Annotated in this window: 16 protein-coding genes; 13 read left to right on the plus strand and 3 right to left on the minus strand. The window is 67.0% G+C overall.

Annotation, left to right across the window (positions count from 1 at the left end; translation table 11 throughout):
- Window positions 1-368 precede the first annotated feature (368 nt).
- The gene (locus ACYCO6_RS01975; protein WP_459768815.1) at window positions 369-1,487 is read right to left on the minus strand and encodes a site-2 protease family protein; all 1,119 of its coding nucleotides are present in this window, start codon (window positions 1,485-1,487) and stop codon (window positions 369-371) included.
- Between the two features lie 618 nt (window positions 1,488-2,105).
- On the opposite strand from ACYCO6_RS01975, the gene ACYCO6_RS01980 reads away from it, so the two are divergent.
- On the plus strand, window positions 2,106-3,143 hold the full coding sequence (locus ACYCO6_RS01980; RefSeq protein WP_459768817.1) for a YeeE/YedE family protein: 1,038 nt from the start codon (window positions 2,106-2,108) through the stop codon (window positions 3,141-3,143).
- A gap of 4 nt (window positions 3,144-3,147) precedes the next feature.
- Here ACYCO6_RS01980 and ACYCO6_RS01985 read toward each other — a convergent pair whose 3' ends face one another.
- The gene (locus ACYCO6_RS01985) at window positions 3,148-4,146 is read right to left on the minus strand and encodes an MBL fold metallo-hydrolase (RefSeq protein WP_459768819.1); all 999 of its coding nucleotides are present in this window, start codon (window positions 4,144-4,146) and stop codon (window positions 3,148-3,150) included.
- Window positions 4,147-4,148: 2 nt separating this feature from the next.
- A complete protein-coding gene (locus ACYCO6_RS01990) occupies window positions 4,149-4,475 on the minus strand; it encodes an ArsR/SmtB family transcription factor (protein WP_007562714.1) in 327 nt (108 codons plus the stop codon).
- Window positions 4,476-4,769: 294 nt separating this feature from the next.
- Between ACYCO6_RS01990 and soxC the strand changes: the two genes are divergently transcribed.
- The 12 genes from soxC (at window position 4,770) to ACYCO6_RS02050 (ending at window position 13,419) form a co-directional block, all read left to right on the plus strand.
- The gene (gene soxC, locus ACYCO6_RS01995) at window positions 4,770-5,987 is read left to right on the plus strand and encodes a sulfite dehydrogenase (RefSeq protein WP_459773401.1); all 1,218 of its coding nucleotides are present in this window, start codon (window positions 4,770-4,772) and stop codon (window positions 5,985-5,987) included.
- Window positions 5,971-6,639 (plus strand): c-type cytochrome, encoded by a 669-nt coding sequence (locus ACYCO6_RS02000; protein ID WP_459768822.1) that lies wholly within the window; start codon window positions 5,971-5,973, stop codon window positions 6,637-6,639. Before soxC ends, ACYCO6_RS02000 begins: the two co-directional genes overlap by 17 nt.
- A 20-nt stretch (window positions 6,640-6,659) precedes the next feature.
- Window positions 6,660-7,007: a sulfur oxidation c-type cytochrome SoxX gene (soxX, locus tag ACYCO6_RS02005; RefSeq protein ID WP_007562708.1), complete on the plus strand. Its 348-nt coding sequence runs from the start codon at window positions 6,660-6,662 to the stop codon at window positions 7,005-7,007.
- A 13-nt stretch (window positions 7,008-7,020) separates the two neighbouring features.
- The gene (gene soxY, locus ACYCO6_RS02010) at window positions 7,021-7,509 is read left to right on the plus strand and encodes a thiosulfate oxidation carrier protein SoxY (protein ID WP_459768824.1); all 489 of its coding nucleotides are present in this window, start codon (window positions 7,021-7,023) and stop codon (window positions 7,507-7,509) included.
- Window positions 7,510-7,537: 28 nt separating this feature from the next.
- Window positions 7,538-7,849, plus strand: coding sequence for a thiosulfate oxidation carrier complex protein SoxZ (gene soxZ, locus ACYCO6_RS02015; protein WP_459768826.1), 312 nt, complete (start codon window positions 7,538-7,540; stop codon window positions 7,847-7,849).
- A complete protein-coding gene (gene soxA, locus ACYCO6_RS02020) occupies window positions 7,846-8,706 on the plus strand; it encodes a sulfur oxidation c-type cytochrome SoxA (RefSeq protein ID WP_459768828.1) in 861 nt (286 codons plus the stop codon). Before soxZ ends, soxA begins: the two co-directional genes overlap by 4 nt.
- A gap of 8 nt (window positions 8,707-8,714) precedes the next feature.
- Window positions 8,715-9,023, plus strand: a complete 309-nt coding sequence (locus ACYCO6_RS02025; protein WP_459768831.1) for a hypothetical protein — start codon at window positions 8,715-8,717, stop codon at window positions 9,021-9,023.
- Entirely contained in the window at window positions 9,020-10,801 is a 1,782-nt protein-coding gene (gene soxB, locus ACYCO6_RS02030) for a thiosulfohydrolase SoxB (protein ID WP_459768833.1), read from the plus strand. Before ACYCO6_RS02025 ends, soxB begins: the two co-directional genes overlap by 4 nt.
- A complete protein-coding gene (locus tag ACYCO6_RS02035) occupies window positions 10,798-11,265 on the plus strand; it encodes a DsrE family protein (protein ID WP_459768835.1) in 468 nt (155 codons plus the stop codon). The genes soxB and ACYCO6_RS02035 overlap by 4 nt, the downstream gene beginning before the upstream one ends.
- A 13-nt stretch (window positions 11,266-11,278) precedes the next feature.
- On the plus strand, window positions 11,279-11,734 hold the full coding sequence (locus ACYCO6_RS02040) for a DsrE family protein (protein ID WP_459768837.1): 456 nt from the start codon (window positions 11,279-11,281) through the stop codon (window positions 11,732-11,734).
- Window positions 11,721-12,236: a GlcG/HbpS family heme-binding protein gene (locus ACYCO6_RS02045; protein ID WP_459768839.1), complete on the plus strand. Its 516-nt coding sequence runs from the start codon at window positions 11,721-11,723 to the stop codon at window positions 12,234-12,236. The genes ACYCO6_RS02040 and ACYCO6_RS02045 overlap by 14 nt, the downstream gene beginning before the upstream one ends.
- 274 nt (window positions 12,237-12,510) lie before the next feature.
- Complete coding sequence (locus tag ACYCO6_RS02050) at window positions 12,511-13,419, plus strand: molybdate ABC transporter substrate-binding protein (protein WP_459773403.1); 909 nt, start codon at window positions 12,511-12,513, stop codon at window positions 13,417-13,419.
- Window positions 13,420-13,450: the final 31 nt, after the last annotated feature.

The raw sequence follows: 13,450 nt of genomic DNA on the forward strand, positions 1-13,450 counted from the left end.
ATGACAGCTTGAATGCCTGAGGTATGGCGGCGACGAAATTCCGGACGGCATCTTAAGCGGGGCCGCTTAAGGGCCATTACGTAGGCGCGGCGCCTGGATGACCGCGCAGCTGGCGTATTGCCTGCCTACGCGTGCCTGTTTGCTGCGGCGAAGCTCAAGGTCTGTGAGGGGTCACTCTGAGGCATTCATCTAAGCCGCGCAGAATGTCCGCCTCACCGCCTTGCCAACTCCGAAACGGACCGGCAGCTTTCGGCCAGCCTCGGTCGAGACGACGACCACATCCCGCGCAAATCTGTGATCATGGTGGCGGTGCGAGCCAACCGACGGGGTCAGACCAACGACCAAGCTTCACGGCCGCATGTTCACCTTCACGCAGAGGGCCGCACGCGGGGCACGAGGGGCGGTCGCCTCTCAGGGCGCGCAGACAGCACCATCATCATCTCGCCGACGTTCTCAGGCGTGATCAGACCGACAAGCCGACCTGCTCCATCGGTAACACCGACAGCGGGCAGCTGCTTCTGCTGCATCAACTGTAGTGCGTCCTCCAGCAGCTGACGGTCGCGCACCACCGGGATGTCGGAACGCATCACCTCCAGAACCGGCGTCTCCGGACCACGCTCACGAAGGGCGCGGATCATGTCGTCTCGGGTGAGCACACCACGTAATCGCCCGGTGTCATCCACGACGGGGAATTCATGCTGCGTCGTGGCGATGAGGCAGCGCACCGCGTCCTCCACCACGCTGGCCGGCCCCAGGCTCTCGAAGCGCGTGATCATCGCGTCCGCCGCCAGCAGACCCCGGGAGACTTGCCGCATCTGAACGGCATGGGCCTCTGAGGCGGCCCCCAGGTAGACGAACAGCGCGATAAACATCAGCAGCGCATTGCCGCCGAGCAGCCCTGCCAAGCCGAACGCGAAGGCAAGCGCCTGCCCCACGCGTGAGGCGATCTGAGTGCCTCGGGCATAGCCGAGACGGTAAGCGAGGATGGCGCGCAGCACGCGACCCCCGTCCATCGGGAAGGCCGGGATCAGGTTGAACACCACAAGGAACAGATTCACCCAGAGCAGGCGCTCCAGGAGGCTGACGCCGGGGTTGGCAACCTCGGTTCCGGCGTCCGAGGCCAGCCCGCCGAGGATGAGGAAAAGCGCGGCTGCGATGGCAACGTTCACCACGGGCCCGGCGAGCGCCACGACGAGTTCCTGCGCGGGCTTCTCGGGGATGCGCTCCAAGCGAGCAACGCCGCCGATGGGCAGGAGCGTGATGTCCGGCGTCTGAATGCCGTAGCGTCGGGCTGCGAAGACGTGCCCGAATTCGTGCAGCAACACGCAAAGGAACAAAAGCACGATGTAGACGATGCTCTGCAGGGCGGCATCCTGGCCGCCCCGGGCGAAGGCCGCCATGCCGATCCAGACAAGGAAGAGCAGGAAGGTGATGTGGACCCGAATAACGGTGCCCTTCACCACACCGATCGGAAGCGACCATCCCATTTCGAATCGTCCTTCTGACACCGCGTCTCAGGGGCGGCAGCTGTGCGGGCCAGCTTACGCCTCGCGCCTGCAGCGCCGCATACTCAAAATGCTAAATTGAGGGTGGCTTCGCCCACAGGTCCCGTGGAGCCTATCGGCCCGAAACGCGGCTCTTGGCCAGGCTTGGTCGCTTGCGCCTGATCCGACTGTCGGTAAGCAGACCTGGCGAAGGCCCGAAAAGGGGTCGATTTTTGTCGTTAAGCCAGTGCCGCGCGAACGGCCGCTTTCCGGCCTGGACCGCGTCGAAGCGGACCAGCGGCTTTCGGCCAGACTACGTCACGGGGGAGCGCCATCGCACGCCGGACCGGTCGTTCGGCTTCGCGTCCGAAGCGGTCACCTGACTGATCAGGACAGTCACTTGCAAGCAGACACAGCAACTGCCGGGAATTCATGTGCGGGGGCGTTGACCGCATTTCGCGACCGCCCGCATCATCGGAGGACGGCCCTCTGGTCCTATGGATCCGCGGCTGAGTGTTCCTCCTAAGCAGCCTCATAAGCTTCCCTTAAGCCGAGCCTTCAAGCTTCCTGAGCTCAATGAGACCCGAGCCGATCGAGTTCGGCGAGGCGATAGGAGGAAGGATGGAGCCGCATCTCATTCGTGCGGTCCTAGGTTTCGGCATCGGATTTGCGCTCGGTTTTGCAGCGCGGCGCGGCCGCTTCTGCACGCTCGGTGCGCTGGAGGATGCCGTCTATGGCCGGGATACACGGCGTCTGCGCGCCTGGGCGCTGGCCATCGCCGTGGCAATGGTCGGGGTCCATGGCCTTCAATTGAACGGGCTAGCACTCCACCGAACGCTGTACGCCTCATCCCAACTCGAACTCGGCCCCTTGGTCTTCGGCGGCCTCACCTTCGGGTTTGGCATGGCACTCGTCGGCAATTGCGCCTTCGGGAATCTCCTGCGGCTCGGCGGCGGGGATCTGAAAGCTTTGGTCGCTCTCCTCGTCGCGGCCGTCTCGGCGGTGATGGCGATGCGCGGGCTCACCGCCGTCGTGCGGGTGATGGCGATTGATCCTCTCTACGTGGCGATACCCGGCGGGCGGTTGCAACTCCTTCCGGACCTGCTCGGCGTCGGGCAACCCGCATCGATGCTCCTCGCGGTCGCCTGCGCCGTCTTCCTCACCGGTTACGCCCTCGCGGATAAAGCCTTCCGGAAGGACCGGAAGCTCGCCGCGGCGGCGGTCGTGATCGGATTGTGTGTGACCGCGGGCTGGTGGGCGACAGGATTCGCCGGGTTCGATGCCTTTGGGACCGAGCGGCCGATGTCGCTGAGCTTCGCCCGGCCGGTCGGCGACACCGTGCTCTTCGCGATGCTGGCCTCCGGGATGCAGGTGGATTTCGGGATCGCCTCGGTCCTGGGCGTGCTCATGGGGGCGTTCATCGAGGCGCGGCAGGCGCGGCGCTTCCGCTGGGAGGCGCCGGACGATGTGGGCGAGTTGCGGCGGCACATCGTCGGCGCGTTCCTGATGGGCACCGGCGGCATCACGGCGCTGGGCTGCACCATCGGCCAGGGCGTCACCGGGATCGCGACGCTGTCGACCGGGTCGGCCATCGCCCTGGCGTCGATCGCCCTCGGGGGACGTGCCGGCCTCTACTACTTGGTGGAGCGGCAGGTATGACCGCCTAGGGTTCGGGCTTCTTGCCGTCGCCGAAATTCGCGCCTTCGAGTTCCAGGAAGATCCGGTAGGCGTTGCCACGGTTGTTGGCGGTGAAGGCCGGGAGCGCATCGTAGGCCGACCAGTCGGCGGCCCGATATGCGACGTCGAAATCGGTCCAAGTGTCGACCGCCGCCTTCATGACCCGCCGGACATCAGCGATGTAGCCCGCCGTGAAGGCGATAGCCTTCGCCGCCTCGGTCGAAGGCTCGCCGTGACCGGGGATGATGAAGCGCGGCTTCAAACTCTCGACCTGCTTCAGGGCCGCCAGCCAGCGGCCGGTATCGACGTCGTCGCTGTTCATGTGCGGGATGCGGCCGTTCTGGACGATGTCGCCCGCGAACAGGACGCCGTCCGGCTCGACCATCATCATCATGTCGCTCGCCGAATGGGCGGGCCCGGCATAGAGCAGCACGAAGCGCTTGCCGCCGAGCGTGAGGGTCAGCCGCTCGGCGAAGGTGACGTCGGGCGGGACGATCCGCGTGTGCTCGTCGACCCAGGGAGAAAGCGCTCCCTGCCGCTGGCGCAGGCGGGCGTCGGCCCGTTCGTCGGCGGTCTCGTCGTTCTCGCGGTACTCCGCAGCCCGCTCCTGAGCGATGACGACGGCGCCTGTATGGTCCTTGAAGGCCTGCAACCCATAGATGTGGTCGGCGTGATAATGGCTCACCACGACGTAGCGCACCGGCTTGTCCGTGACCTTCCGGATCTGCTCGAGGAGCGCCCAGCCGAGGCTCGGCGTACCGAGGGCATCATAAACCACCACCCCCTCGTCTGTGACCACGAAGCCGCCATTCGAGGTGTTGCCCTCGTTGGCTTGGCTCGGCACGCCGGTATTTCCGAGGCTGTAATAGACCGGTTCGCCAGGCACCTGCGCGACGGTGAGCGGCCTGCTGATCGGCGCGTAATTAGAAGCCGACGCCGACCCTGTGAGCAGGACAGCCAGGATCAACGCGGCCCGCCGGATCATCCTCACAAGTCCTTGCAGTAGAGCTGCTTCAGGAGCCCGATCACCGCGACGGCGTTCGGGTCCTTGACGCTGTAGTAGAGCGTCTGGGCCTCCCGCCGAAATGTCAGCACCCCATCCTCCCGCATCCGCGCAAGATGCTGCGACAGGGCCGACTGGCTGAGCCGAAGCTCCTCGACCAATTGGCCGACAGACAGTTCCCCGTGCACGATCAGCAAACAGGCGATCATCAGCCGGTGCTCGTTGCCGAGCAGGCGCAACAGGCGCACCGCCTCAGCGGCCTGCTCCGCGAAGGCATCCAGGGTCGTCTCGTCGATCGTAGTCGCCTGCATGGTCTCGCAAAACCGGCTTGGCCCAATCGCGTTGGGCAGGGGAAGGTGTCACCATGGTTGCCCGAACGCGGCGCCGTGGCCAGTCAGCACAGCGCCACAACACCGCGATGACCCGTATATCAGGTTTTTCTAACTTTAGTATTGACTGATAGAAGGCGGCTGGATAGCCCTAGTGAAACGGCAGAAGCCGGTCAATTCGGGAGGAAGCCGGTGACGAACCGGGCTGACGGGCGCACGCCGCGGGGCGGAGCGTCGACGCGATCTCTTGCCCATTCCCTTGGCCGCCGGAGTTTCCTGCGCCTCGCAGCAGCCGGGGCCGGCGGGGCAGCGCTGCCCACTCTGGTCAGCGCCGGGGACGCCGGGCCGCCGGCTGAATACCCCTGGTCGCAGAGCCTCGGGGCCGGCGTCGTGGACAGGCCCTACGGCCAGCCTGCCGCGCAGGAAGCGGGCGTGATACGCCGCAACGTGCCCTGGCTGACGGCAGGCACCGAATCCTCAATCAGCTTCTCGCCGATCCAGGATCTAAAGGGCATTCTCACGCCCAACGGCCTGTTCTTCGAGCGCTACCATGCCGGCCGGGTCGACGTAGACGCGGAGCAGCACCGCCTGATGATCCACGGCCTCGTGGAGCGTCCGCTGCTGCTCTCCATGAGCGACATCGTCCGCTACCCGTCCGTCTCGCGCATCCACTTCATCGAGTGCCCGGCCAATGGCGGCATGGAGTGGCGCGCGGCGCAGCTCAACTCCCTCCAGTTCACCCACGGTATGATCTCCTGCGCCGAATGGACCGGTGTGCCGCTCTCGACGCTGCTCGCGGAGGTCGGCGTGAAGCCCGAGGGCAAGTGGGTGATGTTCGAGGGCGCGGACGGCGCCCACATGAACCGGTCTCTGCCGCTGTCCAAGTGCCTGGACGATTGCCTCATCGCCTACGGCCAGAACGGCGAGGCGCTGCGGCCCGAGCAAGGCTATCCGCTGCGCCTCGTGGTGCCGGGCTGGGAGGGGAACGTCAGCGTCAAGTGGCTTCGCCGTATCAAGATCGGCGACCAGCCGTGGTACACCCGCGAGGAGACCTCCAAGTACACCGACCTGATGCCCGACGGAACATCCCGGGGCTTTACGTGGAGCATCGACGCCAAGTCGGTCATCACTTTTCCCTGCCCCGAGAAACCGCTCGGCAAGCCGGGCCTCTACGAGGTGCGCGGCCTCGCCTGGACCGGCAACGGCAAGGTCAAGCGGGTCGACCTGTCGTTCGACGGCGGTGTCAACTGGCAGGCCGCCAGCCTGCATGAGCCAGTCCTGTCGAAGGCCCTGACCCGGTTCTCCCTGCCCTGGCAGTGGGACGGCAAGCCAGCCCTGCTGGAATCCCGGGTCATCGACGAGACCGGCTACGTGCAGCCGACCATCGCGGATCTGCGCAAGATCCGCGGCGTGAATTCCGTCTACCACAACAACTCGATCCAGACCTGGCAGGTGAAGCCGGATGGCAGCGTGTTCGATGTCCAGACCGCTTGAAGCCCTTCTCGCCGTCAGCGCGCTCCTCGCGCTCGCAGGCCCCGCCCTGGCCGGGGACAAGCCTCTCTACGGCTACGGCACGCGCCCGACCCAGGCGCAGATTGACGCCTGGAACATCGACGTGCGCGGGCAGGACGGCCTCGGTCTTCCGGCCGGCAAGGGCAGCGTCGATCAGGGCAGCGAGGTTTTCGCCGAGAAATGCGCAGCCTGTCACGGCACCTTCGGCGAGGGTGTCGACCGTTGGCCGAAGCTCGCGGGCGGCGAAGGCACCCTGAAGGCGGATCGTCCGGAGCCGACAGTGGGCAGCTACTGGCCCTTCGCGGCGACCCTCTACGACTACATCGGCCGGGCGATGCCGTTCCCGAACCCGCGCAGCCTCACGCCGGACGAGGTCTACGCGCTCACCGCCTACATCCTGAACCTCAACAACCTCGTTCCCGGCGACTTCGTGGCCGACAAGGACAGTCTGCCCAAGGTCAGGATGCCCAACCACGACAACTTCACCTGGGAGGATCCGCGGCCCGACACCCGCGCCGAGCCGTGCATGACCAATTGCCGCGATCCGAAGGCGGTCACCATCACCTCGACCGCCGAGGGCAAGACCCTGACCCCGCGCACCACGGGGCCCCTCGACGACATGCAGCCGAAATGACGTTCCCGAAGGAGGCCTCCATGCGCCGGCATCCCGTCACGGCACTCCTGGCCGCCGCCCTGATCCTCGCCCCAGCGGGAGCCGCCCTGGCGCAGGGCGATGCGGCCGAGGGGAAGGCCATCGCGTTCGACCGCGGCCGGGGCAACTGCCTGTCCTGCCACGCGATTCCCGGCGGCGACCTGCCGGGCAATATCGGCCCGTCCCTGGCGGGCCTGAAGGAGCGCTACCCGAACCGCGAGGACGTTGTCGCGATCATCCGCGATGAGACCCTGCGCAATCCGGCGACGGTGATGCCGCCGTTCGGGCGGAACCTGCTCCTCTCCGACCGGGAGATCCGGTCCGTCGTCGAGTACCTGTATTCGTACTGAAAGGGAGGCCGTCATGGCTGCCTATGACAGCAAGATGTTCGACCGTCGCTTCGTCCTCCGGGCGGCGGGTCTCGGGAGCGTTCTGGCGGTGACCGGCTTCGGTTTCCCGCTCCGGGCTTCGGCCAGTACCGCGGCCGCCTATCCCGCCGATGCCTTCAAGCAGAAGGGCGAGGCGGACGCCGTGAAGACGCTGTTCGGGCAGGCGGCGACGGCTTCCGACAAGGTGAAGCTCGACGCTCCCGAGATCGCCGAGAACGGCGCCGTTGTACCGGTGTCGGTCAGCACCGACCTGCCGGACGTGACCGCGATCGCGATCCTCGTCGCCGAGAACCCGAGCGCGCTGGCCGCCCTGTACAAGTTCGCACCCGGCACGCCGCCCACCGTGGCGAGCCGCCTGAAGATGGCCAAGACAACGCCGGTCATCGCCGTCGTGGAGGCCGGCGGCAAGCTCTACAGCGCGACCAGGGAAGTGAAGGTCACGGTCGGCGGCTGCGGCGGCTGACGACGATCACACGACGGGAGGAACACAGATGCCATCGACCATCCGCGTGCGCGCGACCGCCAGCGGCGACCAGACCGATGTCCAGTCGCTCATCCAGCATCCCATGGATTCCGGCTACGTGAAGGATGCGAAGGGGGAGCTGATCCCCCCGCACTACATCGAGACCGTCACCTTCGAGCATGACGGCAAGGTGGTGCTCACCGCCTTCTGGGGGCCGGCGGTCTCCAAGGACCCATACCTGAAGTTCAAGTTCTCCGGGGCCAAGAAGGGCGACGAGCTCAAGGTCACCTGGACCGATAACATGGGCAAGACGGATTCGTCCGTCGCCAAGATCGGATGAGTGCCCGCCACGCTCCGGCGGCTGGGCTCGCCCTGGTCCTCGGCCTCGCCGTCTGCGGCATCGCCGGGGCGCGTGCCGCCGACGCCGTCGATCCGAAGGCCGATATGAAGGCGTTCCAGGCCTATTTCTACGAGAAATTCCCGAACGTGAAGCACGAGGACTTCGTGAACGGGCCGTATTCGATGGACGAAGGCATGCGCAAGCAATGGGAGGAGAAAGAAGAATTTCCTCCTTATGACTTCGCCGTCGAAAAGGGCAAGGAACTGTTCGAGACACGGTTCAAGAACGGCAAGACCTTCGCCGACTGCTTTGAGAATGGCGGGATCGGTGTGCGCCAGACCTATCCGCGCTTCGACGCCAAGCTCGGCGAGGTCGTGACGCTCGAATACGCGGTCAACCGCTGTCTCACCGAGAACGGTGAGACGCCCTATTCCTACGTGAAGGACGACATGGCCGCCGTGACCGCCTACATGGCGTTCACCTCGCGCGGAAAACCCTTCGCCATCACGGTGCCGGACGATCCGCGGGCGCTCGCGGCCTACGAGGCCGGCAAGCAGTACTTCTACACCCGCCGGGGGCAGCTCAACTTCTCCTGCGCGAGCTGCCACGTCCAGAATCCCGGCCGCCGCATCCGCGCCGAGGTTCTGGCGCCGGCGCTCGGCATCACCGCGGCCCTGCCGATCTACCGCTCCGAATGGGGCGGCATGGGCACGGCGACCCGCCGCTACATGTCCTGCAACAGCCAGGTCCGCGGCACGCCGCTGGCGCCCGACGACGCGCTCTATCGCGACGTCGACTATTTTCTCTCCTTCATGAGCAACGGGCTGCCGATCTCCGGCCCCGGTGCGCGTCCGTGAGGTCCGGCATGATCTCGGCATTCGCGCGCGCCGCCCTCGTGTTCCTTCTGCTCCCAGGCTCGGCCGCCCTGGCGGCGAGCGCGCAGGAGGCGAACGACGCCTATGCAGCGGCCAAGGCGCTCTCCGACAAGGCCGCCGCCAACAAGAACCAGTGGCCCGCCACGGCGACGGCACTCGCCGCCGCCAAGGCCGCGAGCGAGGCGGGCCGCTACGACGAGGCCCTCGCCAATGCGAAGGAAGCCGAGGCGCTGGCCCGCGCCTCTATCGACCAGACCGAGCGGGAGAAGACCGCCTGGAAGGATGCGGTGATCCGATGACGCGCGACCTCGACGCATCGAGCCCCGGCCTGCACCGGCGGCAACTCCTCCAGGCCGGCGGCGCCGCCCTGGCACTGCCGTTCCTGTGGCGCCGCGCCCTGGCGCAGGACACGGGCGCCGGCCTCTACGAGCTGCAGCCGTTCGGCAATGCCCGCCTCCTGCACATGACCGACACCCATGCCCAGCTGCGGCCGGTCCTGTTCAGGGAGCCGAGCGTCAATATCGGCATCGGTGCGATGCGCGGCCGACCGCCCCACCTCGTCGGCGAGGCGTTCCTGAAGCGGTTCGGCATCGCCCCCGGCAGCCGCGAGGCCTACGCCTTCACCTATCTCGACTTCGAGGAGGGCGCGAAGCGCTACGGCCGGCTCGGCGGCTTCGCGCATCTGCGGAGCCTCGTCGGCCGGCTGCGCGCCGAGGCGCCCGGCGGCCATGCCATGCTCGTGGACGGCGGCGACCTCTGGCAGGGCAGCGGCCTCTCGAATGCCCGCAAGGGCGCCGACATGGTCGAGGCTGCCAATCTCCTGGGCATCGAGGCCATGACCGGCCACTGGGAGTTCACCTACGGGCAGGACGGGCTTCGGGCCAATCTCGACCGGTTCAAGGGCGAGTTCCTGGCGCAGAACGTGTTCCTCACGGAGGAGGCGGCCTTCAACGAGGCGCCGGCCTTCGATTCCGCGTCCGGCCGGGTGTTCAAGCCGGCGGCCGTGAAGGCGTTCGGCGACCGCCGCGTGGCGATCATCGGTCAGGCCTTCCCCTACGTGCCGATCGCCCATCCGAAGCGGTTCACGCCGGACTGGACCTTCGGCATCCGCGACCACGAACTCCAGGCCCTGGTGGACGACCTCCGGGCGAAGGAGAAGGTCGACGCCGTGGTGCTGCTCTCCCACAACGGCATGGATGTCGATCTGAAGCTCGCGAGCCGCGTCTCCGGTATCGACCTCATCCTCGGGGGCCACACCCACGACGCGGTGCCCGAGCCGGTCGCGGTGGAGAATTCCGGCGGCAAGACGCTGGTCTCGAATGCCGGCTCGAACGGCAAGTTCCTGGCGGTGGTCGATCTCGATCTCGCCCCGGGCTCCCTGCGGGGCATCCGCTACCGTCTGCTCCCGGTCTTCGCCGACCTCCTGAAGCCCGATGCCGAGATGGAGGCGTTGATCGCCTCCCTCGAAGCCCCGCACGCGGCCGCGTTCGGGCGGCGCGTCGCAAGCGCGGAAGGCCTGCTCTACCGCCGGGGCAACTTCACCGGCACGATGGACCACCTGCTCTGCGACGCCCTGCGCGGGCAGCTCGACGCGGAGATCTCCCTGTCGCCGGGCTTCCGCTGGGGCACAACGACGCTCGCCGGCGGCGAGATCACGGCCGCCGACGTGCTGGCCCAAACCGCGACGACCTATTCGGAGGTCTACGTTCAGCCGATGACCGGCGCCCAGATCCGCTCGATCCTGGAGGATGTCTGCGACAACCTCTTCAATCCGGATCCGTATTATCAGCAGGGCGGTGACATGGTCCGCGTCGGCGGCCTGAGCTATCGCTGCGAGCCCGGGGCCGAGAGCGGCAAGCGCCTCTCGAACCTCACCCTCACGGGCGGCGGCCCCCTCGATCCGGCCAAAACCTACAAGGTGGCGGGCTGGGCCTCGGTGAACACGCAGGAGGGCAAGCCGGTCTGGGAGGTGCTGGAGGCCCATCTCGGACGCTCGGGCAGGGCCACCCTGTCTGCCGACAAGCCGGTCGAGGTCGGTGGCGTCGCGGGCAATCCCGGCTATGGCGGAGCGGCGTGAGCCGGTCCGGCCTCCCGCGCAGGCTGCTGCTCGGCGCAGCTCTGGCTCCGGTCGCCGCACAAGCGGCCGGGACCGTCGGCGGCGGCCCGGCGCCGGAGGTATCGGCCTTCGCCGAGCATCGCCTCGCCCTGCAGCTCTCCGAGCGCGAGCCGCACCGGCAGGACCTCGTGCTCAGCGTCGCCAACAACGTGCTCAAGGCCTACGGACCGGACAAGGTCGCCATCGAGGTGGTCGCCTTCGGCTCCGGCATCGACCTCCTGCGGGCGGAGAGCCCCCGGAGGAGCGAGGTCGACAGTCTCGTGTCGCAGGGCGTGCGCTTCGACCTGTGCCTGAACACCGTCGAGACCATCGCCCGCGAGACCGGGCAACGGCCGGCGCTCAACCCGCACGCCATCCCGGTCGAGGCTGGGGTGGTGCAACTCATGACGCTCGCCGAGGCCGGGTATATCCTGGTCCGGCCCTGACCGGGGATCCGCCATGCGACAGCCCGCCCGACGCCTGATCCTGCTCCTGTTGGCCGGGCTCGCCGCCACCCCGGTCTCAGCCGTCGAGGCGGGCAAGCAGCACCGCGTGGTGTTCCAGGTAGACACGGCCGACCCGGCCACGATGAACCTGACGCTCAACAACGCCACCAACGTCGTCGATCACTACCGCGCCAAGAACGAGGAGGTGGAGATCGACATCGTCGCCTTCGGGCCGGGCCTCGCCATGTACCGGGCCGACAAGTCCACCGTGGCCGACCGGATCGCGCACTTCGCCGATTACGGCTTTCCGTCGAAGATCCAGTTCTCGGCCTGCAACAACACGAAGACCGCCATGGAGAGGGCCGAGGGCCATCCGATCACGCTGCTGCCGCAGGCGACGATCGTCCCATCCGGTGTGGTGCAGATCATGGAGCGGCAGGAGCAGGGGTGGAGCTATGTACGGCCGTAAGGTGATCAGCCGGCGCGCGGTCTTCGTCGCGTTCGCGAGCCTGTTCCTCGTCCGCCCGGCTGCGGCAGAGGAGGCCCTCGTCACCTACAAGTCGGTCTCGCCCGACATCGCCTTCGAGATCGCCCAAGCTGCCTTGAAGCGGTGCCGGGAGGACGGGCTTCAGGTGGCGGTCGTAGTCATGGACCGGTTCGGCGCGCCGCTCGTGCTGCTGCGCGACCGCTTCGCCGGCCTGCCCTCGGCGACCACGGCCTCGTCCAAGGCCTACACGGCCTTGAGCTTCCGCAGCACCACCGCCGAATTCGCCAAGGGCATCGAGACGAAGCGCCTCGATGCCGGCCTCGGCCGGTTGCCGAACGTGGTAGCCATGGCCGGCGGCCTGCCCATAGAGGCGGGCGGGGGCATTGTCGGCGCGGTCGGCGTCTCGGGCGCGCCGGGGGGCGACAAGGACGACGCCTGCGCCGCTGCGGGCATCGAAGCGGTGAGAGACCGCTTGGATTTCTGATGTGTCCGGACCTTGTGGCCGTCATCGACTTCCGAAGACTTCATCCCTTCAGGGAGTCCAATGGCAAAGTCCCGGGGGCATCTTGCAGCGCTCCACCCTGCACCCGCCGAAGGACTTTTCCGTTCGGATCCTGATCGTCCCGTCGTCTTGAGGCGTGGCAAGGCATCGACGTTCGTTTGACGCTGGCGGCGCGAAGCCGCCAACGGAGGAACCAATGCTCTCAGCAGGACGGCGGACCCTGATTGCGATGGCGTGCGCGACGAGCGTCCAAGTGATGCCGGGCCACGCTTCAGAACTCCCGGTCGACCGGTTACCGCCCTGGCAGAATGGCGCCAACAACCCCGCCCAGGACAAGGGACTAGAATTCACGGTCAAGGAAGCCGACAACCTCGCCGATTTCCACGGCGATGTTACGAATGCTCGCCTCGTGCTCTATGTCGGCGGCAATTACTTCTTTGCCATGGCACCGCTGGTGGCGGCCTTCGAGACGAAACATACTGATCTCAAGGGCCGCATCTATTACGAGACCATCCCGCCTGGGCTCCTCGCGCGGCAGATGAAGGCCGGCGGGCGCATTACTGTCGGCAACATGACCTGGACGGCTAAGCCCGATGTCTATTTCTCGGGGCTTATGGCCGTGAAGCGTCTGATCGAGGCCGGCGAGCTCGTCGGCCCTCCGACGATCTACGCCACGAACCAGCTCGCAATCATGGTTCCCAAGGGCAACCCGGCCGGGGTGAAGGGTCTGGCCGATCTCGCCCGGCCGGACCTCAAGCTCGCCATGCCGAACCCAGAATTCGAAGGCGTGGCCCGCCAGATCAAGGCCGCTTTAGCCAAGGCGGGCGGTGACGCACTGGTAAAGGCGGTCTACGAGACCAAGGTCGCCGGCGGCACGACCCTGCTGACCCGAATGCATCACCGGCAGACGCCCGTCTGGCTGATGCAGGGGCGCGCCGAGGCTGGCATGACGTGGCGCTCCGAAACAATCTTCCAGGAACAGGCTGGATTGCCGACTGGGCGCGTCGACATTCCGGCCGACCAGAATGCCACGGGAATCTATGCCGGCGCGGTGGTCAAGGACGCCATCCATCCGGCCGAGGCGAAGCTCTGGCTCGACTTCCTCATGGGCGACGAGGCCAAGGCGATCTTTGCCCGCTACGGCTTCGGCGAATATCGACCCTGAGCTGCCCTGGGTCGGGCGCCGCGCGCCAGAG

Source organism: Methylobacterium sp. CM6257, assembly GCF_054611515.1.

Excerpts from the sequence above, each read along its gene's own strand:
- ACYCO6_RS01975 (WP_459768815.1), bottom strand. The coding sequence starts at position 1,487 with ATGGGATGGTCGCTTCCGATCGGTGTGGTGAAGGGCACCGTTATTCGG.
- ACYCO6_RS02050 (WP_459773403.1), top strand. The coding sequence starts at position 12,511 with ATGCCGGGCCACGCTTCAGAACTCCCGGTCGACCGGTTACCGCCCTGG.
- soxB (WP_459768833.1), top strand. The coding sequence starts at position 9,020 with ATGACGCGCGACCTCGACGCATCGAGCCCCGGCCTGCACCGGCGGCAA.
- soxA (WP_459768828.1), top strand. The coding sequence starts at position 7,846 with ATGAGTGCCCGCCACGCTCCGGCGGCTGGGCTCGCCCTGGTCCTCGGC.
- soxZ (WP_459768826.1), top strand. The coding sequence starts at position 7,538 with ATGCCATCGACCATCCGCGTGCGCGCGACCGCCAGCGGCGACCAGACC.
- ACYCO6_RS01990 (WP_007562714.1), bottom strand. The coding sequence starts at position 4,475 with ATGCAGGCGACTACGATCGACGAGACGACCCTGGATGCCTTCGCGGAG.
- ACYCO6_RS02040 (WP_459768837.1), top strand. The coding sequence starts at position 11,279 with ATGCGACAGCCCGCCCGACGCCTGATCCTGCTCCTGTTGGCCGGGCTC.
- ACYCO6_RS02000 (WP_459768822.1), top strand. The coding sequence starts at position 5,971 with ATGTCCAGACCGCTTGAAGCCCTTCTCGCCGTCAGCGCGCTCCTCGCG.
- soxY (WP_459768824.1), top strand. The coding sequence starts at position 7,021 with ATGGCTGCCTATGACAGCAAGATGTTCGACCGTCGCTTCGTCCTCCGG.
- soxX (WP_007562708.1), top strand. The coding sequence starts at position 6,660 with ATGCGCCGGCATCCCGTCACGGCACTCCTGGCCGCCGCCCTGATCCTC.
- ACYCO6_RS01985 (WP_459768819.1), bottom strand. The coding sequence starts at position 4,146 with ATGATCCGGCGGGCCGCGTTGATCCTGGCTGTCCTGCTCACAGGGTCG.
- ACYCO6_RS01980 (WP_459768817.1), top strand. The coding sequence starts at position 2,106 with ATGGAGCCGCATCTCATTCGTGCGGTCCTAGGTTTCGGCATCGGATTT.
- ACYCO6_RS02045 (WP_459768839.1), top strand. The coding sequence starts at position 11,721 with ATGTACGGCCGTAAGGTGATCAGCCGGCGCGCGGTCTTCGTCGCGTTC.
- ACYCO6_RS02025 (WP_459768831.1), top strand. The coding sequence starts at position 8,715 with ATGATCTCGGCATTCGCGCGCGCCGCCCTCGTGTTCCTTCTGCTCCCA.